Source organism: Gardnerella bretellae, assembly GCF_048545135.1.
GTDB classification, from domain to species: domain Bacteria; phylum Actinomycetota; class Actinomycetes; order Actinomycetales; family Bifidobacteriaceae; genus Bifidobacterium; species Bifidobacterium greenwoodii.
This window is the reverse complement of sequence record NZ_JBKQXU010000004.1, coordinates 41,091-64,596: the sequence shown is the minus strand read 5'-3', so window position 1 is coordinate 64,596 and position 23,506 is coordinate 41,091. Positions and strand designations below refer to the sequence as shown.

15 protein-coding genes and 1 riboswitch are annotated in these 23,506 nt (G+C 40.6%); of the genes, 10 read left to right on the top strand and 5 right to left on the bottom strand.

Translation table 11 applies throughout. The features are described 5' to 3' along the window. Positions 1-37 precede the first annotated feature (37 nt). The 5 genes from ACJV7B_RS04295 to ACJV7B_RS04275 all read left to right on the top strand — a co-directional run bounded on the left by ACJV7B_RS04295 (position 38) and on the right by ACJV7B_RS04275 (position 7,004). Positions 38-2,566 carry a DEAD/DEAH box helicase gene (locus ACJV7B_RS04295; RefSeq protein ID WP_419389042.1) on the top strand — a complete coding sequence of 843 codons (2,529 nt, stop codon included), beginning with the start codon at positions 38-40 and terminating at the stop codon, positions 2,564-2,566. Positions 2,567-2,643: 77 nt separating this feature from the next. After that, a complete protein-coding gene (locus tag ACJV7B_RS04290) occupies positions 2,644-4,035 on the top strand; it encodes a replication-associated recombination protein A (protein ID WP_410296092.1) in 1,392 nt (463 codons plus the stop codon). After that, a complete protein-coding gene (locus tag ACJV7B_RS04285; RefSeq protein ID WP_410296711.1) occupies positions 4,025-5,131 on the top strand; it encodes a hypothetical protein in 1,107 nt (368 codons plus the stop codon). Before ACJV7B_RS04290 ends, ACJV7B_RS04285 begins: the two co-directional genes overlap by 11 nt. Before the next feature lie 137 nt (positions 5,132-5,268). Next, on the top strand, positions 5,269-5,766 hold the full coding sequence (locus tag ACJV7B_RS04280) for a hypothetical protein (protein ID WP_410296090.1): 498 nt from the start codon (positions 5,269-5,271) through the stop codon (positions 5,764-5,766). A gap of 92 nt (positions 5,767-5,858) precedes the next feature. Beyond that, on the top strand, positions 5,859-7,004 hold the full coding sequence (locus ACJV7B_RS04275; RefSeq protein WP_419389041.1) for a hypothetical protein: 1,146 nt from the start codon (positions 5,859-5,861) through the stop codon (positions 7,002-7,004). Between the two features lie 178 nt (positions 7,005-7,182). On the opposite strand, the gene ACJV7B_RS04270 is transcribed toward ACJV7B_RS04275, so the two are convergent. From ACJV7B_RS04270 to ACJV7B_RS04260, 3 genes are all read right to left on the bottom strand, one after another. Then, positions 7,183-7,488 carry a YhbY family RNA-binding protein gene (locus tag ACJV7B_RS04270; RefSeq protein ID WP_004135082.1) on the bottom strand — a complete coding sequence of 102 codons (306 nt, stop codon included), beginning with the start codon at positions 7,486-7,488 and terminating at the stop codon, positions 7,183-7,185. 161 nt (positions 7,489-7,649) lie between these two features. Continuing rightward, positions 7,650-9,965 (bottom strand): energy-coupling factor transporter ATPase, encoded by a 2,316-nt coding sequence (locus ACJV7B_RS04265; RefSeq protein ID WP_419389040.1) that lies wholly within the window; start codon positions 9,963-9,965, stop codon positions 7,650-7,652. A gap of 48 nt (positions 9,966-10,013) precedes the next feature. Beyond that, complete coding sequence (locus ACJV7B_RS04260; RefSeq protein ID WP_410313402.1) at positions 10,014-10,586, bottom strand: ECF transporter S component; 573 nt, start codon at positions 10,584-10,586, stop codon at positions 10,014-10,016. A gap of 6 nt (positions 10,587-10,592) precedes the next feature. Then, positions 10,593-10,739: riboswitch (FMN riboswitch) on the bottom strand. A 72-nt stretch (positions 10,740-10,811) separates the two neighbouring features. Here ACJV7B_RS04260 and ACJV7B_RS04255 point away from each other — a divergent pair. From ACJV7B_RS04255 to ACJV7B_RS04245, 3 genes are all read left to right on the top strand, one after another. After that, positions 10,812-11,855, top strand: coding sequence for a glycosyltransferase (locus ACJV7B_RS04255; protein ID WP_410314344.1), 1,044 nt, complete (start codon positions 10,812-10,814; stop codon positions 11,853-11,855). A gap of 118 nt (positions 11,856-11,973) precedes the next feature. Then, positions 11,974-12,750 (top strand): polyphosphate--glucose phosphotransferase, encoded by a 777-nt coding sequence (ppgK, locus tag ACJV7B_RS04250; protein WP_004137262.1) that lies wholly within the window; start codon positions 11,974-11,976, stop codon positions 12,748-12,750. Between the two features lie 99 nt (positions 12,751-12,849). Continuing rightward, complete coding sequence (locus tag ACJV7B_RS04245; protein ID WP_419389039.1) at positions 12,850-14,040, top strand: pyridoxal phosphate-dependent aminotransferase; 1,191 nt, start codon at positions 12,850-12,852, stop codon at positions 14,038-14,040. Between the two features lie 18 nt (positions 14,041-14,058). Here the strand turns inward: ACJV7B_RS04245 and ACJV7B_RS04240 are convergent, their stop codons facing one another. Next, entirely contained in the window at positions 14,059-16,272 is a 2,214-nt protein-coding gene (locus ACJV7B_RS04240; RefSeq protein ID WP_004137258.1) for a hypothetical protein, read from the bottom strand. A 56-nt stretch (positions 16,273-16,328) separates the two neighbouring features. Beyond that, a complete protein-coding gene (locus ACJV7B_RS04235; RefSeq protein ID WP_004135059.1) occupies positions 16,329-17,930 on the bottom strand; it encodes an ABC-F family ATP-binding cassette domain-containing protein in 1,602 nt (533 codons plus the stop codon). A gap of 213 nt (positions 17,931-18,143) precedes the next feature. Between ACJV7B_RS04235 and uvrA the strand changes: the two genes are divergently transcribed. Next, positions 18,144-21,104: an excinuclease ABC subunit UvrA gene (gene uvrA / locus ACJV7B_RS04230; protein WP_419389038.1), complete on the top strand. Its 2,961-nt coding sequence runs from the start codon at positions 18,144-18,146 to the stop codon at positions 21,102-21,104. A gap of 69 nt (positions 21,105-21,173) precedes the next feature. Beyond that, positions 21,174-23,471 carry an excinuclease ABC subunit UvrC gene (gene uvrC / locus ACJV7B_RS04225; protein WP_419389037.1) on the top strand — a complete coding sequence of 766 codons (2,298 nt, stop codon included), beginning with the start codon at positions 21,174-21,176 and terminating at the stop codon, positions 23,469-23,471. Positions 23,472-23,506: the final 35 nt, after the last annotated feature.

Here is a 23,506-nt window from a genome sequence, read left to right as displayed (position 1 = left end):
AAGCGCGATTAAAGCGTAAGTAAAGTAGGAGCGTAGTATGACTGAATTGGGCGAATTAGCTCTTGATTTGCATCATGCTAGCGAAGACGAGATTTTTCAAGCATTTGTTGATTGGGTTAAAGATAACAAACACGTAGATTTGTGGCCGCATCAAGAAGAATCCATTATGGATTTGCTTGCAGGAGACCATGTTATTTTAAACACTCCAACAGGTTCCGGGAAATCTCTAGTCGCCCTTGGCATGCATTTCGCTGCACTCACTACAGGCAGACGCTCCTACTATACTGCGCCAATTAAAGCGCTTGTATCCGAAAAATTCTTCGACTTGGTTGCTATTTTTGGGCGAGACAATGTTGGTATGATTACTGGCGACTCGCATATTAACGCGGATGCTCCAATAATCTGCTGCACGGCGGAAATCTTAGCAAACCAAGCGTTAAGAGAAGGCGTAAACGCAGAAGTTGACTGCGTTGCAATGGATGAATTCCACTACTATGGTGACCCTGAACGCGGCTGGGCTTGGCAAGTGCCTCTACTTACGCTTCCAAATACGCAATTCTTACTTATGAGCGCAACTCTTGGAGACGTAACGGAGATTGCGGAACGCTTAGAAAAAACAACAAAAAGAAGCGTTGATATTATTGCAGATGCGCCAAGACCAATCCCGCTTGAATACGAGTACACGGATAAGCCGCTTGCCACAACTGTAGAACTCTTATTCAACAAGGGTTTAACGCCAATCTATGTAGTTCATTTTTCGCAAGATGCAGCTCTTGAAACAGCGCAAGCGCTCGCAAGCACGGGAGTTTCAAGCAAAGAGCAGCGAGATAAAATTGCTCAAGCAATTAAAGGCACAAAGTTTACTACAGGCTTTGGCAAAATTTTGCAAAGAATACTTAGAACCGGCGTTGGAGTTCACCATGCTGGTATGCTTCCACGCTACCGCAGACTCGTAGAACAGCTGGCTCAGCAAGGACTGCTACCAGTTATTTGCGGCACAGACACTCTTGGTGTTGGTATTAATGTGCCAATTCATTCTGTTGTGCTTACGGCTCTTACAAAATTTGATGGGAATCGTAGTCGAAAGCTTCGCGCTCGCGAGTTTCATCAAATTGCAGGCCGTGCAGGCAGAATGGGATTTGATACCGAGGGCTTAGTTGTTAGCGAGGCTCCAGAGTTTGAGATTGAAAACGCGCGAGCTATTGCAAAAGCTGGTAACGATCCTAAAAAGCTTAAAAAAGTTAAGCGTAAGAAGGCTCCAGAAGGCTTTGTAGTTTGGGGCGAGCCAACGTTTACTAAGCTTATTGAAAGCGCGCCTGAAACTTTGAATCCTCATATGGTTGTAACTCACTCAATGATTTTGAACGAAGTTACGCAAGGTGGAGATGCTAAAGCGCGTGTGCAAAAACTTATTGAAGATAGCGCTCAAAAGCCGCAAGATAAAGAAAAACTTCTTGAACGTTGCGACGATATTTTCCAAACTCTGCTCGATACTCAAGTTATTGAACGCATAGAGCGCGCGGACGGTTCTTGCGATTATGAGCTTGATGTTGCAATGCCTGAAGGCTTTGCGCTGGATCAGCCGCTTTCTCCGTTCTTGCTTGCTGCTTTGGAATTGTTAGATCCAGAGTCTCAAAGCTACGCACTTGACGTAATTTCTATGGTTGAAGCAACTCTGGATGATCCTAAGCCTGTGCTTCGTGCTCAAGAGCGCAAAGCTCGCGATGCTGCAATGGCTGGTATGAAAGACGATGGCATTGACTACGAGGAGCGCATGGAACGCTTAGCTGAAGTTAGCTATCCTAAGCCTCTTGAAGACTTGCTAACTCCTGCTTTTGCGCAGTATCGCAAAGACGTGCCGTGGGCGAACGACTACTGGATTAAGCCTAAATCTGTGCTTCGAGACATGGTTGAAACGGCTTCTGATTTTACTGGCTACATTTCTCGTTATGGCATTGCTAGAAGTGAGGGAACGCTTCTTCGCTACCTTTCGGACGCTTACCGTTCGCTCGCTCGCACTGTGCCAGAAGACATGCTTAACGAAGAATTGCGCGATATTATTTCGTGGCTTCGTCTTGTTGTGCGCTCTATTGATTCTAGTCTTGTTGACGAGTGGGAGAGTGCAGGAGGATCGGACGCTGAAGCTAATGCTGTAACTACAGCTGCGCCTGGAACTTCTGAATCTGTAGTTGAAGATCGTCGTGGACTTATTGTTTTGATTCGAAACGCAATGTTCCGACGTGTGCAACTTATGGATTTGGAAGATGCGGAAGCTTTAGGAGAGCTTGACAAGGCTTGGGGTTACGGCGTTCACGAGTGGAATGATGTGCTTGACGACTATTACGACGAGCATGAGTATGTTGGAATAGACGCCAAAGCTCGAAGCGGCGACTTGTTTATTCTTGACGATTCGCTAGAGAAGAGTGAGCACTCGTGGAAAGTGCGGCAGATTATAGACGATTCTGACGGGGATCATAATTGGGCTATTACTGGCATTGTTGATTTAGATACAACGCAAGATGAAGGCGAAGTTGTGTTCTTCGATTACCAAGTTTCGCACGTCTAGTGTTGTAAACTTGTTTTAGTTTGTAACCAACAACTAGAATCGAACGTTTGTTCTATACGTATTGTAAGCTGGTATTTATGGAGCAGGATTTATTTGCAGCAAGTAGCGCGCCTAGCGATGTAACGCGTCCGTTAGCTGTGCGCATGCGACCGAGCCGCATTGAAGACGTGTTGGGGCAAAATCACGCTCTAAAAGAAGGCTCTCCTTTGCGAAGGCTTGCGAATCCTCAGTCGAAAGGTTCTCTTACTGCTCCAAGTTCTGTTGTGCTCTTTGGCCCTCCAGGAGTTGGAAAAACTACGTTAGCATATATTGTTGCTCGCCAGTCTGGTCGCGTGTTTGAAGAGCTTTCTGCTGTAACTTCTGGTGTTAAAGATGTTCGTGCCGTGCTTGACCGCGCGCATGAGCGTTTAGTTAGCAAAGGTCAAGAAACGGTTCTGTTTATTGACGAAGTTCATCGTTTTTCTAAATCGCAGCAAGATGCTCTGCTCCCAAGCGTAGAAAATCGTGACGTAACTTTTATTGGAGCAACCACAGAAAACCCAAGTTTTTCAATCATTAAGCCGCTTTTAAGTAGGTCTGTTGTTGTTAAACTTGACTCTCTTAGTGTTGAAGATTTGCATACTCTTATAGAACGAGCAGTAACTAGCGAAAATGGGCTAAACAATCAGCTTAAAATCGACGAAGACGCAATAGATTCAATTATTCGTTTAAGCGGGGGAGACGCTCGTAAAACTCTTACTATTTTAGAAGCTGCGGCAGGAGCAATAACAGGAGATTTAGCGCTGCAGCATGGCAAAAAGAAACCTGTTATTACTGCAGATATTGTGTCTAATGTAATGGACACTACCACAGTTCGCTACGACAAAGATGGCGACGATCATTACGATGTGATTTCTGCTTTTATTAAGTCGATGCGCGGAAGCGATGTTGACGCTTCTTTGCATTACTTAGCGCGAATGCTTCGAGCTGGGGAAGACCCGCGTTTTATTGCAAGGCGAATTATGATTGCTGCTGCCGAAGAAGTTGGTATGGCAGCCCCACAAATTTTGCAAGTAACTGTTGCAGCAGCTCAAGCCGTAGCTTTAATCGGAATGCCGGAAGCGCGCATTATTCTTTCCGAAGCTGTGATTGCTGTAGCAACCGCGCCTAAATCAAACGCAAGCTACAATGCTATAAATCAGGCTTTGCAAGATGTTGATGCTGGAAATATTGGTCAAGTGCCTCTTCATTTGCGAAACGCTCCAACGAAACTAATGAAAAGCTGGGGAAACCACGAAGGATACCAGTATGCGCACGATTATCCAGGAGCTGTAGCATCCCAACAGTACATGCCAGACGAGCTTGTTGGCCGCGAATACTACCATCCAACGAATCGTGGCTACGAGCACGAGCTAACTCAACGCTTATCTCAAATTCGCAATATACTTCATGAGTCTAAAGAAAGTAGAGATGTTGGTAATGAAAAATAATAATGCTTTTCTGTATTATTGCATATCAACAGTTGTGCTTATTTGCATGCTTACAACATGGGTTGTGTATATTCGCTTCACTGTAGACACTGTGCAAAACAGTGGTTTTTCGCTGAAAAATGTTATGAACAACAATGCTGTAACAGCTGTAGTTGAACCAAATAAGTCAGATAATGCTCTTGCTTTAGCAGGTCGTGCTTATAAAAACGTGATTGAAAATCTACACGGAAAATACAAGTTCAAAAATGTTCCAGATTCCTTCGGATATTACTACGATTTATGGGATTTGGATAATGATAAGATTCCAGAACTTATTGTAACTGCAAGGAAAAAATTAGGCTACGATGATGATAAGCCGCGTTTTACTAAAGTATTTTCTTTTGATGGCAAAAAAATTTTTGAGTCGCAGTTAATTGAAGATTTAGAACCGTCTCATGATGGCGAATTCTCAGAAACATTAATGTATGATCATAATCACAATGGCATAGTTGTATATCATTTATTTGATGGGCTTAAAGTTCGTCGTGATACTTATAAGCTTACTGAAGATTATAAGTTTAAATTAGATTCAAGTGTTGAAGATAATTCGGCAGATCCTAGCAATGTAGGCGATCTTGATGCAATGTTTGTTGATGTTAAAAATCTTAAGCCTGTAGACAATCTCATAAATAATATGACTCTTAGCGAAAAAGAGAAGAAACACAATAAGTATATTCAAGATTTACGAGATGATGGATACACCATTCTTACAGGCAATGTTCAAGAGATGAATATTGACGAAGTAAAGCAAACAGCACAACCGGATGCGATTTTAGATGATTATTCTTACTATTTCGATATTCATGAAAAAATTATTTATACAGTAAATATGCCGTACAAAACCATCATAACTGTTGGAGTTGATGGAAAAGGTACTCCAGTTCCTGACACATACGTTTACAAACGTTTCTTTGTTAGTCCTAAAGCCGGAGAAATGAAAGATTATGTAGGAAAGAACGTAACTATAGCAGTTAAAAAAGCTACTTCAATACACTTTACCATAGAACCAGATTACGAAGACCCTAGCTACAACGCTCTAAAAATCATTACAGACTAAACGAAACTGAAGGTTTACGCGTTATCAAATCGTGCTACTAGAATCATGGTTAAGAATTTTACTTAAGAGAGATTGGTTGATTCGAAGACTGAGTCAGCGATGCTTATTTTGTATCACGCTTAAGATGGAGGTTTATTATGAGCAAAGCTAAAAGTTACTTTTGTGGATTTGTTGTAATTGCAATACTAGCCGGTTTATTCTATTGCGTTCAGCACAATGGATCTTTTAGTGGCGTGCGAAATGCTCTTAATATAAAGCCAGATCTTAACGCTATTAGCGAAAAGTGTAATCTGCCAATAAAGCATAGCTATGCTCTTGGTGGGGCTAAAGCGATTGTAAAAGTTGGAACAGGCGACGCTTTTGAAAAAGATGCATCATGCGTACTAAATGAGTTTCCGTCCGCTGAAAAAAATCGTAAAAAATTAGAGAATATACTTTACAAAAATGGTAGCCCCTTCGATATGAGTGATGACAATCATATTTTTATTGTTAGTGACCCATGTTCTGTAATAATTTTCCCAACTACTGCTGGCGATGTGATGATTGTTGGAGATGCTAGTAATCTTTCTCACATTGACAACAACTCGCTTATGGCAGGTTTAATGAAAGATGTTTCTTCCAATTACGGTGACTAAATTTACGTATAACACGTACAAACCTTATATAACCTGCGTTGCATAAAAACTATTAGTTGTTGTGCAGCTTGTCGAAAGTAGAGATGTTTGCGATGAAGAAGAATAATGCTTTTCTGTATTATTGCGTATCAACACTTGTGCTTATTTGCATGCTTACAGCATGGGTTGTGTATGTTCGCTTCACTGTAGACACTGTGCAAAACAGCGGTTTTTCGCTGAATCATGTTGCGAGCAATACCATAAGCGCCATTACGAAACCGCATACTCGCAATACTGACGATATTCTTTCTCAAGCAGGCAAAGAGTACAAAAAGGTGCTTGAAAATATTCATGGAAAGTATAAGTTTAAAAATGTCCCAGATTCTTTCAAATATTACTATTCGCTTTGGGATATAAACAATGACAAAATTCCTGAGTTGATTGTAACAGCTGCAATAAATAAAGATGGTTATTCAATATTTAATTGCGCGCAAGTTGAATGTAGTGGAAATAATGTAACAGTTGCACGAGTATTTTCATATGATGGCAATAAATTAGTTGTTCCTTCAAAAATACTCAGTTATTCAAAAGGAACTATGATGTTCGAAAGGCATCATAATGGTATTGTTTTCTTTGCAGATAAACCTCCAGCTGATTATCCTAATGATCCTAAATGGTTTGATGATCGTCATTTTCCGTGGGAAAAAACAACGTATAATCTGAGTAGTAACGATATATCTGAAAAATCTGATTTTATTGAATATCCATATGATACGGATAAAACTAAAGGAACTGATGAATTAGGAAAAGTAACTGCACCTTATTACTTGGAAAGTGATGATTTCACTGAAATTAATAAGCTAGCAAACATAACTGCATTAACTTCAAAAGAACGTCAGCATGAAGAGGAAATACTAAAATGGCGCGAACAAGGATACCAAGTGTACGATGGAACTATTTCCGAAGAAAACTTTGAAGATCACGAAGCAACTGTTTTCTTATTTGATAAGAAAATTCCTATTGTAACTGCTACTCATGGTACAGATTCTGCTTTGTGCCCTCCGTTGCCAATTGACACAAAAGGCTTGTTGTTACGTGATACTGGCAATGATTTTGGTGTTTTAGATAGCTATTTTTCGAAGTATAGTAATACCGGAGAAAAGCTCACCATAGCTTTTAAAAGTTTCTATTACGGAGGGATATCTAATGACGATGCAGAATTAGCAGACGCTGCTGATTATCGTCATATTATTCCGTAATATGCAGTGAGCGCAGCATTACAAAACTTTCTGTTCCTATGAAGTGATACAGGTAAATGCACATAGTTATATAGATTAAAGTGCTCCATGAATGTTGAACCGCCTCAGCAGTTTTTCAATCATGGAGCATTTTTTATTTACGAATTATCGCAAAATATAAAAATATTAAGAGAAAGTTTTATTCACGCACAAGCATAATGTGTTCAACGCTGTCTAGTGTAGAGACGCGGAACAGCACAAAACGATTTCCGATTACTTGCACAACTTCGGCGCCAAGCTTTTGAGCAAGAGTTTCAGCTGCTTCTTTGGCGCTTAATCCGGAACCATCTTGCACAGCGCACTTCATAAGTTCGTGGTACTGCATGGTTTCGTCTGCTTGCTTTACGGCCGCATCAGTAATGTCGTTTTTACCAACGTACAAAAGTGGGCTTAGCGTATTAGCAAGTGCGCGAAGCTGCTTAGTCTGCTTTTTAGTCAATGCCATAAGGCGTCCTTTCGCATGCAAGTTTAATCAAGTTTAATTAAACAAAAGTATTGCATAAGTTACATAAGTGCTTAACGGATTATACAGTATCTTGCGAATTATTTCACACCCAAATGGCAACATGCGTATTTTGCTATGCATAATTTTGTTCTGTATAACATTTATAAACTCATAGCAATAATAGCGCTTATAACGAAAATCGTAATCGCCAATAACAGCACATCTTTTGCGCGCACTTTCAGCGTGTGCAAATGAGACCTTGTTGCGCTTGGCGTGTAGCAGCGTGTGTCAAGCGCTAAAGAAAGTGTTTCTGAGTGGCGAATAACGCCTGCAAAAGCAGGAACAATAAGCGAAGAAATTGCGTGGATTCGTTTGCAAATTGAGCCGTCTCGTATGCTTCCGCCTCTAGCGGTTTGAGCGTGCGCAACTTCTACTGCCTCGTTAGAAAGCGTTGGCAAAAATCGCAATGCTAGGCTCATAATAAGCGATATTTCCTGCGTTGGCACTCCAATAGTTTTAAGTGGCGACAGTAAAGACGTGCAGGCTTCGGTTAGTACTGTTGGGCTTATTGTCATAACTAATATTGCGCCAATAATAATTACAAGCGAGAATCTTGTGGCAAATAGTATTGCGCAATTAATTCCGTCGTAAGTTACAATAATCGGCCCGAGTTTATAAAGTATTTTTCCTGTGCGAACGGCAAGAATATTCAGCAATCCCGAAAAAGTAAATACTGCAATAAGCATGTGTAGTGAAGAAATTAGTTTTATGAATTGTATTTTTGCGGCAATAATTAGACACAGTGTGGCAAAAGCAAGAACAGCTAACTGCGTGTAATGAGTGATGCTAAAAGCGCTTAGCATGAGCATAAAGCAGGATATAAGTGTTATTCTGGGATCAAAAGAGCTAAGTAGTGAGGTTGATTTTTCTTGCGAAGATTCTTCTATTGTAATCGTTTCTTGTGATGATTTCTTTGTATCTTCTAAACTTTCACTATTGTTTGCTTTTAATGTTACTAATCTTGCGCCTAAAGCTTTTACATCATGAATATTATGCGTAATAACAACAATTGTTACGCCTTGATTATTCAGTTCGCAAAGAATTTGCAATAAACGCGATGCTGCTTCAAAATCTAATCCTGCTGTTGGCTCATCAAGCACAAGTACTCTCGGTCTAAAAGCAAGAACGCCCGCTATCGCCACAAGACGCTGTTGGCCGCCGGAAAGAGAAAAAGGCGATTTTTCAGCCAAATCTTCAAGATTAAGCAGCCTTAACGTTTCATCTACACGTTCTTTAAGGGCGTCTCCTTTTAGACCAAAATTTTTAGGACCGTAAGCAACATCTTCGCGCACAGTGTTAGCAAAAAGCTGCTGTTCTGGAAGCTGCATTACGTAGCCAATAGTTTCGCGAAGTTTTTGACGATTCTTTTTAGAAGTTTTTCCACTAACAGGTATTTTTTCTACGCTTATAGAACCAGATTCTGCTTTTAACAGTCCGCACAAAGCTTTCGCAAGAGTGGATTTTCCACAGCCGTTTTCGCCCATTATTGCAATTATTTCACCTTCGTTTACGTCAAGTGAATAGTCGTTAATTACAGCTGGAGATTTATCATCGTATTTAACTGTTAAGTGTGATATTGAAATTGCTTTATTTGAATGCGTGCTATTGTTTATGTTTTCGTTTCGATTCGCGTAATTATTAATATTTTCCTGCGCTTTTTTTGAAAAACTAGATTTAGAATTGTTGAAATATGATTCCAGTTTTTCTAAACAAATTTCGTGAAGCACCCCATTTTCTAGCAGAAGTATGCGATCTGCGCGCTGGCATTCGTCAATTCGGTGCGTAATTTGCACAATACTTGTGCCGTTTTTATGCAAATCATCAAATAATGTGTCAACGTTTTCGCGAGATTTAGAGTCAAGCATAGAAGTAGGCTCATCTAGCACAAGTAGCTTTGACTGCATTGCAATAGATCCTGCTAAAGCAACTTTCTGCATTTGCCCGCCACTCATAAGACTTGGGTTAGAAAGTCTATGATTTTGCATGTGAACAGCCTCTAAAGCATTGTTAACAAGTTTTCGCATTTTATGCTGTTCTACGTTTAAATTTTCCAGTCCAAAAGCAACATCATCTTCAGTAACAGTAGTAACAATCTGATCTTCTGGACTTTGAAACAGAGCGCCAATAAGCTTTCGCGCATTTTTGTAAGCATCAGCATAAGCAGTAGTATTTTCAAAAACTTTTTCGCCGCACAATTCAACATAGCCGCTATCTGGAGCTGTTAAACCTGCAATAATTTTTGCCAAAGTTGATTTACCAGAACCGTTTTTGCCCACAATCGCTACGCGCTCGCCGGAGCGAATTGTAAGATTTAGTTGCTCAAGCGTCCAAGTTTTTCCATCATCGTAGCTGAAGCAAATATTTCGCAACACTACTAGAGTATTGTTTTCAACTGCGCAATTTTGAGCTTCGTTCATACTACTGCTTGTGCTGGTATTTTGCATAGTTTATGCCGTTTAGAAGATTTACTTGCTGTGGTGAAGTAGTTTAGAAACTGGTTTATAAACAAGCATTGTTACTACAACGTGAAGCGCAAGTTTAATAATATTAAACGGTAGCAATGCTGGAATAATAAGAGATGCAACTGTAGCAACGGTTATCTTTGGTGAATAAAGAGGAGTAATAACAAGATTTCCTGCTATTGCGAGCGCAATTGCAACAACAGAGCCTACCAAAAGTGCAATGATTGCACCTTTTCTGGTATGCATTTTCTTGTATACGATTGCCGCTGTAACACTAGCTCCTAAAGAAACTAGCACTGCCATAACTGTGCCGAGTGGATTGGTAAATAAGTGTGGTGAAAAGCCGAGTATGCTTACGATTGCTGCAGCTGAAGGCCCGTATGCGAATCCTGCAACTAGGCACACGATTCCTGAAGGATCGTATTTTAAATACGACAAGTCTGGAATAAGTGGAAATTCTATGAAACTTACTGCCATTGAAAGTGCTACGAATAGAGCGTATTTTGCTATTTTTTCGCTAGACCAGCTAGAGTTCTTTGCATAAGTTTGGTGATTATTCGTATTAGAAATGCCCATGATGGGCCTCCGTTTCTTTCATCCGGACTGTAACCGTTGGCTTCGGAATTTAACCGAATCAGCAGCTTTTACGCCGCTCGCGGGCTTCAAAAAGGCATAAAATACGCATTTTGTTACCGCCAGTAAGGATTTTCACCTTCCCTGAAACTGACTATTCTTTTGTATCTCATGCTAGGAACATTGTTGTAATAATTGTGTGGCGAGGGTAGGTGCGAGAATACAAGTATGAGCAATATGGGAACAAAGAAAATTGTTAACAGCAAAGCCAATAGCGTATGCAAGAGTATTGATAAGCTTGCTGTTGTTGTGGTTACTTATAAGCGTCAGGAACTTTTGGATAATTTGTTCCATTCTTTTGAATGTTTGAACGAGTGTCCTTGGCGAATTGTTGTTGTTGACAATGAGTGCAGCGATAAAACTCGCGAAATGGTTTCTGTTCTTGAATCTGATTTAACTAATCGTTGGGGTAAGGCAGAAAAAGACGATGAGGGCAATTGCTCTCACGTTGTTTACGCTCCGCAGGATGAGAATCTTGGTGGCGCCGGCGGTTTTAGCGCTGGTGTTAAAAAAGCTTATGAACTTGGAGCTAAGTGGTTCTGGGTTATGGATGATGATGTTGAAACAGTGCCTGAATCTATTGAGCGTCTTGCTCCTTGGACTAAGCGCCACTCGGTTGTTCAAGGAAGTCGTTTAGATTACGACGGTGGTAATTTCTACTGGCAGTATGATTTTTTGGTTCCTCTTGGTATACCGAATCCTATTGCGCCTTCAGCTTTTGGTAATGCTGGTTATCGTGTGATGAACACAATGTGTTTCGAGGGTGGTTTAATTCGTCGCGATATTGTTGAAAAAATCGGCTTCCCGGATTCTCGCTACTTTATTTACTGGGATGATACTACTTACGGTTATCTTGCTAGTAAGGTTACGAATCCTATTGTTGTTCCGGATATTATTCTTCGTCGCACTCGCGATATTCCAAACTGGGATATTGCAGGAGTTCGTCAACTAAACTCAACTTCTGACATGAACCGTTACCATATTATGCGAAATCGTGGGTTTATGGCTCGCTACTTTATGGTTCATGGTGATTTCCATCCGTTTATGTTTGCGCTTGGAACCGCTTTAACTGCTGCTAAAGAGATTATTCGTCTGTTGGCTGTTGATCGTGAGCATATTCTTTCCGGTATTTGGAAATTATTTACCGGTTGGCTTGCTTCTAGGAAGATTTTGCATGACGGAACGTGGAAACCTATGCCTTCTTTGAAGTAAAAATAAAGCAGAAGTGAAGTAGAAGTTAACAATCAGCAAGCGTGTCGCAATAAATATACGATACAATACTTGTGAATATCCTGTTATCAGCACACATTCAGAGGGGAGTGTTAGTGAGATGATTGACACTGCACAAGCATTTGGCGTCGATATTGGCGGTTCTGGAATTAAAGCTGCTCCAGTAAATTTGGAAAAGGGCGAGTTTGCAGAGCCTCGTTATAAGATTCTCACTCCTGCAGTTTCTACGCCTCAGGCGGTTGCGGATATTGTTCGTCAGCAGCTTGAGCATTTTGAAGTTCCTGCAGACGTTCCTGTTGGAATCGCTTTCCCTGCTCCAATTAAGCCGGGCAAGAAGCTTGATTTTATGGCAAATCTTGACCAGTCTTGGATTGGTGTTGACGTTACTGAAGTCTTTAGTGAGGCTTGCGGTCGTCCAGTAACAGTTGTTAACGATGCTGACGCTGCTGGTTTAGCTGAGCAGCGTTTTGGTGCCGCTAAAGATAAGGATGGCTTAGTTATTGCTACAACGCTTGGAACTGGTATTGGTACAGCTTTGATTTACAACGGTGTGCTTATTCCAAACACTGAGCTTGGTCATATTCAGCTTGAAAAAGGTAAGGGAGATGCTGAAAAGTATGCTGCTTCTTCCGTTCGTGAAAAGCTTGATATGGGCTATAAGAAGTGGGCTAAGCGCCTGACTAAGTACTATGGTTTGATGGAAAAATACTTCAACCCAGATTTGTTTGTTGTTGGTGGTGGAGTTAGCCGCGTAAGCGAAAAATTCCTTCCACATATTGATATTAAGACTCCTATTGTGGTTGCAACTTTGCATAATGAGGCTGGAATTATTGGTGCAGCTTATTACGCAATGCAGAAGAATCAGCAACAGGACTAAATATTAATAAATAGTAATAGTTTATTTGTTGTTGTTTTAAGCTGGGTGCAGGTTTAATCTGTTGCCCAGCTTTTTTATGCCAAGTGTTAGGGTTGTTACGTGCGATTTTCTTCAAGAGTAGACGTAAGCGAGCCAAATCCTATTATTTTAGCGCAGAGAAAAGCTGTGTCTCAAGGCATAAAGCTTACTAAATTAAACGATTCTAATCCTACTGTTCACTCTCTTGCACCTGAGTGTTTATCTGAAAGTTATGCTGCAAATCCTAGAGGACCTATTGAATCTCGAAAACTGTTAGCAGACTTTATTAATAAGCGCGATAATCGCACTAATACTTCTACTCCTTCAAAGCTTAATCCAGATCAGCTTTACGTACTTTCTTCAACATCTCAAGCTTACGCATGGCTTATGATGCTTATTTGTGATGCCGGGGATGCTGTTATTGGTCCTACTCCTGGATACCCGCTTATTGAGTCGATTGCGCGCTTGCAATGCGTGAACGCAATACCGTATCCTTTGCATTACGACGGTTCTTGGACTATTGATTTGCCTCGCGTAAAAGAGTTAATTGAAAATAAGTCTTTGCGCATTAAAGCACTTGTGCTTATTAATCCGAATAATCCTACCGGCTCTTACGTAAAGAGTGAGGAGCGTAAAGAATTATTGCAATTATGTCATGATAATGATGTTGCAATAATTGCTGACGAAGTTTTTTACGATTATTATCTTGAGCCTTTTGAAACAAACGCTAGGCTTGCTGGGGAATCATCTACTCTCGTGTTTGCTTTGGACGGTTTTTCTAAAATGCTTGCAGCTCCTCACGCAAAAGTTGGGTGGATTGAAGTTTCAGGTCCTAAGGATGATGTTTACGAAGCTCAAAAAAGGCTTGATGTTATTGCAGACGACTTTTTGCCGATTGGAACAACGGTTTCTAAGCGTATACCTGAGTTGTTAGAGTATGCTTCTTCGCAGACTCAAAAGGTTCGTAACCGGGTTAGTAAAAATCTTAAAACTCTTCGTGAAACTTTAGCATCCTGGCCTAATTGTTGTGTTAGTGCTTTGCGTGCAGAAGGCGGTTGGAATATTTTATTGCGCGTGCCATCATGCATTGATGACGATGTGTTAGCGTTGCGCTTAATGCAAGATTATCATTTGGTTTCGCAGCCCGGATACTATTTTGACATGCCAGTAAATGGGTATCTTGCTCTTTCTTTGCTGCCGGAAGAAGCTCAGTTTATTCTAGGTTTGAAATCACTTTTAAAAACTGTTGATACTCTTCTTTGTGAAGAATAGTTTTACTAAAGACTTTTATTAAAATAGCGTAAGCCAGGAGCGAACCAAATACCATAAGTCTGGGTTAAAACGAAGTGTGCTATCTTCACGACCCGTAACAAACCAGCTGAGTGCTGCAATAATAATCGACACAAAAAGTAGTGTTATTACAACAAAACGTATGCTGTATGAAATAGTTTTTTTCTGCCAACAATCGTCTTTTTGAACAGAAGCAGCATGCTCTAAAAGTAAAGTTACGCCAACTACCGCAGTAATTGCAAAAGTCCACGCGAAATCTGCAATATATCTCCAACCAATTCCTGCTTTAAGACTGTCAAAAACAATAAGAAATACGCCAATTATTAAAGAAGTTATAGAAATATTCCACGAAATCTTGTGCAAGCAGCGTTTTCTCATAGCTAAAGCTGCAAAAGACGCAACTAATGCGAGAGGAGAAAGCACGAACATTCCGCCAATCATAGGCTCAGCATACTGCCATCTGTCAAAAGCAACAGGCTGAATGCCAATCCAAGGGAAAGTTGGAATTAAACGTAAAGGTAGAGCAATATAGCTAAGAATAGACGGCAGAATATTTTGCGATGGCAAACGCATAGTTGTCATATCTGTAATAGTTATTTGATACTCGTTGCCAAAATTTAATGGTGAACCAAATCGCAAAAGATTATACACGCCAAATGGAATTGCAGTAATTACTGCTGGAAGAATCCAAGCTGTAGCATAGAGCAAAGGAATTCTCCAATATTCAGCTTTTTTCCAATCTTTACTAAAATCGTTAAACGATTTTTTCAAAATAGGGTATAGCACAGGAATTGCAAATAAGACTGCTATCACAAAAGTAGGTCTGCAACCTAAGTTAAGCGCTATAAAGAACGATCCCAAAGCAATATTTCTAAAAGAATTAGTTTTACTATTACCGAATGCGCCCAAATAAAACCATAATCCTAAAGATGTGAAAAATAGTGAAGCTGCCATTGGAACGGAATAGAAAGATGTTCTAAACCACAAGTAAACCGTGTTTGCGCTAATAAAGAACAGTGCTAAAGAAATTGATACGGTTCCTAAAGAAGCATTTTTTACAGTATTCTCAATTATGCGAATAACAAGTAAAGATCCTGCAATAAGAAAAGCAATAAGAAACACGAATGTTGCAACAGTAGTTGGAAGCATTGCTCCGCCTGGAATCCAAATGCTTGTAATAAGACGGTAAGGCAAAAACAGTAGTACTGCTGGAAGAACACCAAAATACGAGTACCAGTGCCCCTTATAGTATGCGTAATCCCAGTACATGTGAGGAACTGAATGATTAAGAAGATTATTCCTAGCCATAGGATCATACGGGTTTGGCAAGGTGGTTAATTCGTGAGGAACAGGAAGATTAAGATGAACCTGCCCTTTTGCAAGAGCGTCAGCAGTATGAGCATACTGGTCGAAATCGTAAGCGTAATTTCCAGGCGAATCAAAATGCATCGGTGTAGCATTACGCAAATTCCAAATAATTGTTGCAAGCGCAATGATTATAAAAGGCATCCATGATGCGAATAAGTAGAATCGTTGAGAAATGCTACTTGTGTTGAGTTTAATTTTCCAAAGCTTAGACCAAGGATTCCATAAAGCTATAAGTATTGCAAAAACAATTAGTATGCTTACGCGTCCCCAAGACCAGCTAAAAGGCGCTCTAACATTAGCTCTAGCATCCTCAACATCAAGTATTGCTCCAGCTGGATGCTGAAGCCATACTCTAACTACGCACGGTTGATCAACTACTTCTTCAGGAATGCTAAGTAGGGAAGCGTTAAGCGCTCGAGGATTTGTGCTCTGTGGTTTGCTTAAATATTTATTAGCTTCAACACGCGTGTGAATATCGTCTATAATTTGCTGCTTTTTATAAAGCTTATTTTTAACGCGAGAAGGTTGAAGACGAATATAAGGCGAGCTTCCATCTGAAATAACCTCTAAGTATGCTTCGGAAGGGTCTGTTATAAGAAGACCGCCTGATTTAAGACGTTTAACGCCGCTTCCTAAAGAATTGTGAACAGATGCGCTATCCGTACTTCCTGTAATACTGCTCCAAAATGGAATATTTCCAATAGAACATTCAAATAGTGTAATTATAAGTAAAACAAGAAGTGGAATGTGTAAAAAACGCCATGTGCAGCGCATAATGCGACTGTGAGTTTGCCTGCTAGTATGCGAAATAGTATTGCTAGAATCTTGCGGCAAGTTTTTAAGCATGGACGTTGTAATCACCACATAACCATTCTATTTCAAAGTTTCGAGCATTTTTCTAACTATTCTTCAGCAACCAAGTCAAGATATTCGTCGTTCCACAAATCTTCGTCGCCGTCAGGCATAAGAAGAACACGCTCAGGGCGCAAAGCTTCAACAGCACCCTCGTCGTGTGTGACTAGCACAATTGCGCCTTCATACTTAGATATAGCTTTTAAAATCTCGTCACGAGACGCAGGATCCAAGTTGTTAGTAGGCTCATCGAGAAGCAGTACGTTAGCTTGCGAAGTAACAAGTGTTGCGAGAGCAAGACGCGTTTTTTCGCCGCCGGAAAGCACTTTAGCAGGCTTCATTGCGTCGTCACCAGAAAATAGGAAGCTGCCAAGCATAGAACGTGCTTGTGTGTCATCCAGGTTTGGTGCAACATGCTGAAGGTTTTCAAGAACCGTAGCATCTAAATCCAAAGTGTCGTGTTCCTGGGCAAAATAGCCGATTTTGCAGCCGTGACCGTACTGAACTTCTCCAGTGTCTGCCGTTTCTTCTCCTGCTAGAATGCGCAAAGTTGTGGTTTTTCCAGCACCGTTGTAACCCAAAATAACAACCCTAGAACCTTTGTCTATTGCAAGATTAATTCCAGCGAAAACAATGTTAGAACCGTATGCTTTAGAAATATCTTTTGCCATAATTGGTGTGCGACCGCATGGGGATGGTTCTGGGAAGCGAATGTCTGCAACTTTTTCCTGTTTTTGAGCTTCGCTGGTTTCGCTAAGTAAACGTTCTGCTCTGCGCATCATGTTTTGAGCTGCTACTGCTTTTGTGGCTTTTGCGTGCAGACGAATACCTTGCTTCATAAGGCGTTCTGCCTTCTTTTCGGCGACTTCGCGCTCGCGGCGGCGGCGTTCTTCGTCTACTACTCGCTGATGCAAGTATGCTTTCCAGCCCATTGAATACATGTCTATTTGGGCGAGTTGAGCATCCAAATGCCAAACTTTGTTTACTACTTCGTCAAGTAGTTCCGTTGAGTGGGAAATAACAAGGAAGCCGCCTTCGAAACGTTTCAAATAATTACGCAACCAAATAATTGAGTCGGCGTCCAAATGGTTCGTAGGCTCATCGAGAATAAGAGTGTCGGCGTCAGAAAACAGAATTCTCGCTAGTTCGATGCGTCTGCGCTGTCCGCCGGAAAGAGTGCCAAGAGTCTGCTGCATAACTTCTTGAGGTAGTCCCAAGCTTGTTGCCATTGAAATTGCTTCAGACTGTACTGCGTAACCGCCTGCTTTTTCAAAATCTTGCATAGCTTTGTCGTAGCGGTTCATAGCTTTAGTCATTACGTCCGGGTCTGGATCGGTCATTTCTTTTTCTGCTTTGCGAATCCTAGACACAATAGAAGAAATATCTCGAGCACTCATAATGCGATCAATTACGCTTTGCTCAGGGTCTGCTGCGTGAGTATCCTGAGGCAAATATCCTAGGCCTCCGCTTACTCTAACGGATCCTCCTGCTGGAAGCATATCTCCAGTAATTACTCGAGTAAGAGTTGTTTTGCCTGCGCCGTTTCTACCGACTAAACCGATTTTGTCTCCCTTTGTAACGTGAAAATCGGTAGGGTTTAACAGCGTGCGCGCACCAATTTGAATGGTTAATGCTTGTGCGTCAATAGGCATAGTTTATAATCCGTTCCCCAAAAATTAGGCTTTATTTTATGTGTAATAAGTAAAGTATTGCCAAACTCACTATTGTACCGTGTGCTAGTAACGAATATGTGATTATAAGTTAGCAAAATACTTTAGTTTTTCGAACACTTGTTCTAAATGTAATTTTATAGTATAGTGGTTTGTTAATAGTTGGGGTGTGTTAATGGGGTTACAAGTGGAGGTATGCGTTTGAATCAGCAAGTAAGTAAGCAGTCTGATGCTTTGCAAGCATTACTAGATAATACTACGTTTTCTTCGCATGACGGAAAGATAATATCGGATTTGTCTAAAGTGCCTTCCGAATGGAAAATCACTATTCAAGGAGCACGCGAGCACAATCTTAAAAACGTGAGCTTGTCTATTCCTCGAAATCGAATGGTTGTTTTTACTGGTCTTTCTGGATCTGGTAAATCCTCTTTAGCTTTTGACACGCTTTTTGCAGAAGGTCAACGACGTTATGTTGAGTCGCTTAGTGCTTACGCTCGCCAATTTTTGGGGCGTATGGATAAGCCAGATGTTGATTTTATTGAAGGGTTAAGTCCGGCGGTTTCTATTGACCAAAAAACTACTAATAGAAACCCTCGTTCTACAGTTGGAACAATTACTGAAATATACGATTATTTACGACTGCTGTTTGCTAGAGTTGGAGTTCCTCACTGCCCTGAGTGTGGTGAGTTGGTAAGTGCACAAACTCCTCAACAAATGACAGACGCTTTGCTTTCTAAGCCAGAGCGTACGCGTCTGCAAATTTTATCTCCTGTTGTTAGAGGTAGAAAAGGAGAGTTTAAAGATACGCTTGAATTGTTGCGTTCGGACGGTTACGCGCGAGCAATTATTGACGGTCAAATGCATGAACTTTCTGAAGATATTACTCTTGAAAAACAAAAGAAACACAATATTGAAGTAGTAATTGATCGAATAGTCATAAAAGAAGGTATTCGCGTTCGTTTAACAGACTCAATCGAAACAGCATTAAAACTTTCTAAAGGCGTTATGGTTGCTGATTTTGTTGACGAGCCAGAAAACTCTCCAAACAGGCGCCAATCATTTTCCGAGCACAGGTCTTGCCCTAATAATCACAAGCTAGATCTTGAAGAAATTGAACCTAGAACATTTTCGTTTAATGCACCGTACGGAGCGTGTGCAGAATGTTCCGGAATTGGCTACAAGCTTGAAATTGACCCTGAGCTTGTTATACCAGATTCAGACAAATCTCTTTCTCAAGGAGCTATTGAACCTTGGGCAATGAATAAAGCTGCAGGAATGTACTATCAGCACGTACTTTCAGGTCTTTCTAAAGACATGGGCTTTAGTATGAATACGCCTTGGAAAAATCTTCCAGAAGACGTACAGCATGCAATCATGTACGGACATGATTTTAGCGTAAAAGTCTCGTACAAAAACAGGTGGGGTAGGCAGCGCGAATATTCCACAGGCTTTGAAGGTGTAGTTAGAACGCTTATGCGAAAGCATGACGAAACTGATTCGGATCAAATGCGCCAATACTACGAGTCGTACATGCGCGAAGTTCCATGCCAAAAATGCCATGGAAAACGCTTACGTCCAGAGGTTCTTGCAGTTACAGTTGCAAATACTTCAATATCTGAAGTATGCGATATGCCAGTTGAACGCAGTCTAGAGTGGGTTAATGAGCTGCATTTAGAAGGATCTAAAGCACTTATTGCAGGAGAAGTATTAAAAGAAATCCGCGCACGACTTGGCTTCTTAAACGACGTAGGATTAAACTACTTAACTCTTTCAAGAGCTGCAAAAACATTATCTGGTGGCGAAGCACAACGAATTCGCCTAGCTACACAAATAGGCTCAGGATTAGTTGGAGTTATGTACGTGCTTGACGAACCATCTATTGGACTTCATCAGAGGGATAACGAACGACTGATTGCAACATTGCATCATTTAAGAAACCTAGGAAACACTCTTATTGTTGTAGAACATGATGAAGAAACAATTCGCGAAGCAGATTGGCTAGTTGACATTGGTCCAGAAGCAGGAGAACACGGTGGAGAAGTAGTGTACTCCGGTCCTGCAGCAAATATTGTGAAAGCAAAACGTTCGATTACAGGCGACTATATTTCAAGAAGGCGAATAATTGAAGTGCCAAAAAATCGTCGCTTAATTAACCCAGATCGAATGCTACATGTTATTGGAGCTCAGGAGCATAATCTTAAAAATATAGACGTTAACATACCTTTGGGAGTATTTACTTGCATCACAGGAGTATCTGGATCTGGAAAATCAACACTAATTAACTCAATTTTGTACCCTGTTCTTGCAAACAAACTAAACGGCGCTCGCATAGTTCCTGGAAAACACAAGCGTGTGGAAGGATTGGAATATTGCGATAAAGTAGTTCATGTTGATCAAAATCCTATTGGTCGAACCCCACGTTCTAATCCTGCAACGTACACTGGCGTGTGGGATAAAATTCGCACACTTTTTGCTCAAACTCCTGAAGCAAAAGTTAGAGGCTACGGTCCTGGAAGATTCTCATTCAATGTTAAAGGTGGCCGTTGTGAAGCCTGCCATGGTGATGGTACCTTAAAAATTGAGATGAACTTCCTGCCGGATGTGTATGTAGAATGCGAAGTTTGTCACGGAAAACGCTACAATCGTGAAACTTTGGAAGTTACTTATAACGGAAAGTCAGTTTCTGACGTTCTTGACATGCCAATTTCAGAAGCTGCAGTATTTTTCAAAGCATACCCGTCTATTTCTCGCTACTTGGATACTTTGGTTCAAGTTGGATTAGGTTATATTCGTTTAGGCCAAAGCGCGCCAACTCTTTCTGGTGGAGAATCTCAGCGCGTAAAACTTGCTACAGAATTGCAACGAAGGTCAACCGGCAAAACAGTGTATATTCTCGACGAACCGACTACTGGATTACATTTTGAGGATGTTAGAAAGTTGTTGAATGTTTTGCAATCGTTGGTAGATAAAGGCAATAGTGTTATTGTTATTGAGCATAATCTCGATGTTGTAAAGTCTGCTGATTGGATTATTGATTTAGGTCCTGAAGGTGGAGATTCTGGCGGAACAGTTGTTTCGGAAGGAAGTCCTGAAACTGTTTCACTATGTGATGCAAGTTGGACTGGTAAATTCCTTAAATCAATGTTAAATTCGTAAAATTAAATTCGCATATTGTGCGTAAATCTTAAACGATTGTTTACATTTTGTGCTTGAAAGGAGGTGAAAATGCAGAATAATAATCTTAATAAGAATTTGCATAAACCAGATAACTTGCAAGAATTAGATCAAATGAAAGCGAACGAAAAATGGCGAAAAACGCAATCATTTGAAGATGAACATTATCTCGAAGATTCAGAAGATTCAGAAGATTCAGAAGATTCAGAAAATGTTAGCGAAAAGGTAAATGCTTTTGGAGCTCCATTATTGGGGGATAGTCGAGACTTGTTCCGTCCAGCGGCTAAAGATATTCCAGCGCAACCTGGAGTATACAAGTGGCGTGATGCAGATGGTCGAGTAATTTATGTTGGAAAAGCAAAAAATTTGCGCAATCGTTTAGCAAATTATTTTCAGCCACTTTACCAATTGCATCCTCGCACGCAATCAATGGTACTTTCTGCTAGAAGCTTGGAGTGGACTGTTGTTGCTACAGAATTTGAGGCGCTTACTCTTGAATACACTTGGATTAAAGCTTTCGACCCGCGTTTTAATGTTGTTTTTCGAGATGATAAAACTTACCCTTATGTTGCTGTATCTGTAGGAGAAACATTTCCTAGAGTGTGGATTACTCGAAATCGTTCCGCAAGAAACGCTAGATATTTTGGACCATATGCAAAAGTTTGGCCATTGCGTCACAGCTTAGATTTGCTTATTAAAACTTTTCCTGTTAGAACATGCTCGCCTGCAGTTTTTAATAAGGCTCATAGAACAGGAAGACCATGTTTGCTTGCCTCAATTGGTAAATGTTCGGCTCCATGTATTGGAAATATTAAACCGGATGAGCATCGTTATTTAGTTGAGCGCCTAGTTGGGGTTCTTACTGGAAGCGTAGGCTCATCTTATATTTCTCAAATAACTCGTGAAATGAAGCAAGCTAGCGAAGATTTAGAATTTGAGCGTGCTGCTAAATTGCGTGACGAAATTTCAGTATTAAGCACTGTTTTACAACAAAATTCAGCTGTTTTTGACGACGATGTGGAAGCTGACGTATTCGGTTTTTGTACCGATGAGCTTGAAGCTTCAATTCACGCATTCTTTGTTCGTTCTGGAATGATTCGCGGCGAGCGCAATTGGTCTGTTGAGCGCAATGAGCAAATAGCCGATGGTGAACTTTTAGCGGATTTAATTACGCATGTTTATGCAGAATATGAACATAATGTTTTTAATGGTAAGAATACTTCTATAAGTATTAAGAAGATTCGAGATGCTGTTAGTGATACGCAAAAAGCTACTGCAACTGATGTAATATTGCGAGCTCAAGCAACTAGAGAGCGTAGAGAGCGCCAAGAAACTACGGGGCGCGAAGATTTACTAGCTCCTATATCTCCAGTTCCGCGCGAAATAATAGTTCCAATTTCAATTCCTGAAGATCGTCAAGAAGAGCTTGAATCATGGCTTAGTAATATGCGCGGCTCTAAAGTAAGTATTAGAGTTGCGGAGCGTGGAGAAAAGCGAGCTCTTATGGAGCGTGCTAACGAAAACGCTTCTCAAGCGTTAACTCGCATAAAATCAAGTCGTATTAACAGCATAGATATTAGAACTGAAGCCATGAACGAAATTTCTAAGGCTCTTGGCATGAAGGAATCTCCTTTGCGCATTGAATGCTACGATATTTCAAATACTGTAGACGGTAGTTATCAGGTTGCTTCTATGGTTGTGTTTGAAGATGGAATTGCGCGTCCTAGCGAGTATCGTCATTTTGTTATTCGCGGAGAAAATGGTGTTGGGAAACTTGATGATTTAAGCGCAGTTTATGAAACAATTTTTAGAAGATTTAAGCATTCTGATTCGAATGTGGAATCTGAAAATTTGAATAATTTTGCTGTTGTTGCAGATTCTAATCAGAATCGTCGTTTTGCCTACAAGCCGCAACTTATTATTATTGATGGCGCAAAAGAGCAAGCTAAATCTGCTAAGCGCGCAATGCTGGACGCGGGTATTAGCGGTATTACTGTTTGTGGTTTAGCTAAAAAACTTGAAGAAGTATGGCTTCCTGATGAAGATTATCCGATTATTTTGAAGCGTAGTTCAGAAGGATTGTATTTGTTGCAGCGTGCAAGGGATGAATCTCATCGTTTTGCTATTACTTACCATCGTAAGCGTAGAAGAAAAGGTGCTTTGCATTCAGCTTTTGACACTATTCCTGGAATTGGTGAAGTGTATCGTAAACGTTTGCTTTCTTCATTTGGATCTTTAAAAGAGTTAAAGAAAGCTTCGTTAGAAGATTTACAAAAGGTTAATGGCATTGGTGAAAGTAAAGCAAAAACCATATTTGACGCTTTACATTCTGAAACAGCTGGCAGCTAGTTGTCGTAAAAATTGCGGTTTCAATAGTGATAGTT

Coding starts and splice junctions, on each gene's coding strand:
- ACJV7B_RS04295 (WP_419389042.1), top strand. CDS start 38: ATGACTGAATTGGGCGAATTAGCTCTTGATTTGCATCATGCTAGCGAA.
- ACJV7B_RS04290 (WP_410296092.1), top strand. CDS start 2,644: ATGGAGCAGGATTTATTTGCAGCAAGTAGCGCGCCTAGCGATGTAACG.
- ACJV7B_RS04285 (WP_410296711.1), top strand. CDS start 4,025: ATGAAAAATAATAATGCTTTTCTGTATTATTGCATATCAACAGTTGTG.
- ACJV7B_RS04280 (WP_410296090.1), top strand. CDS start 5,269: ATGAGCAAAGCTAAAAGTTACTTTTGTGGATTTGTTGTAATTGCAATA.
- ACJV7B_RS04275 (WP_419389041.1), top strand. CDS start 5,859: ATGAAGAAGAATAATGCTTTTCTGTATTATTGCGTATCAACACTTGTG.
- ACJV7B_RS04270 (WP_004135082.1), bottom strand. CDS start 7,488: ATGGCATTGACTAAAAAGCAGACTAAGCAGCTTCGCGCACTTGCTAAT.
- ACJV7B_RS04265 (WP_419389040.1), bottom strand. CDS start 9,965: ATGAACGAAGCTCAAAATTGCGCAGTTGAAAACAATACTCTAGTAGTG.
- ACJV7B_RS04260 (WP_410313402.1), bottom strand. CDS start 10,586: ATGGGCATTTCTAATACGAATAATCACCAAACTTATGCAAAGAACTCT.
- ACJV7B_RS04255 (WP_410314344.1), top strand. CDS start 10,812: ATGAGCAATATGGGAACAAAGAAAATTGTTAACAGCAAAGCCAATAGC.
- ppgK (WP_004137262.1), top strand. CDS start 11,974: ATGATTGACACTGCACAAGCATTTGGCGTCGATATTGGCGGTTCTGGA.
- ACJV7B_RS04240 (WP_004137258.1), bottom strand. CDS start 16,272: ATGCTTAAAAACTTGCCGCAAGATTCTAGCAATACTATTTCGCATACT.
- ACJV7B_RS04235 (WP_004135059.1), bottom strand. CDS start 17,930: ATGCCTATTGACGCACAAGCATTAACCATTCAAATTGGTGCGCGCACG.
- uvrA (WP_419389038.1), top strand. CDS start 18,144: ATGCGTTTGAATCAGCAAGTAAGTAAGCAGTCTGATGCTTTGCAAGCA.
- uvrC (WP_419389037.1), top strand. CDS start 21,174: ATGCAGAATAATAATCTTAATAAGAATTTGCATAAACCAGATAACTTG.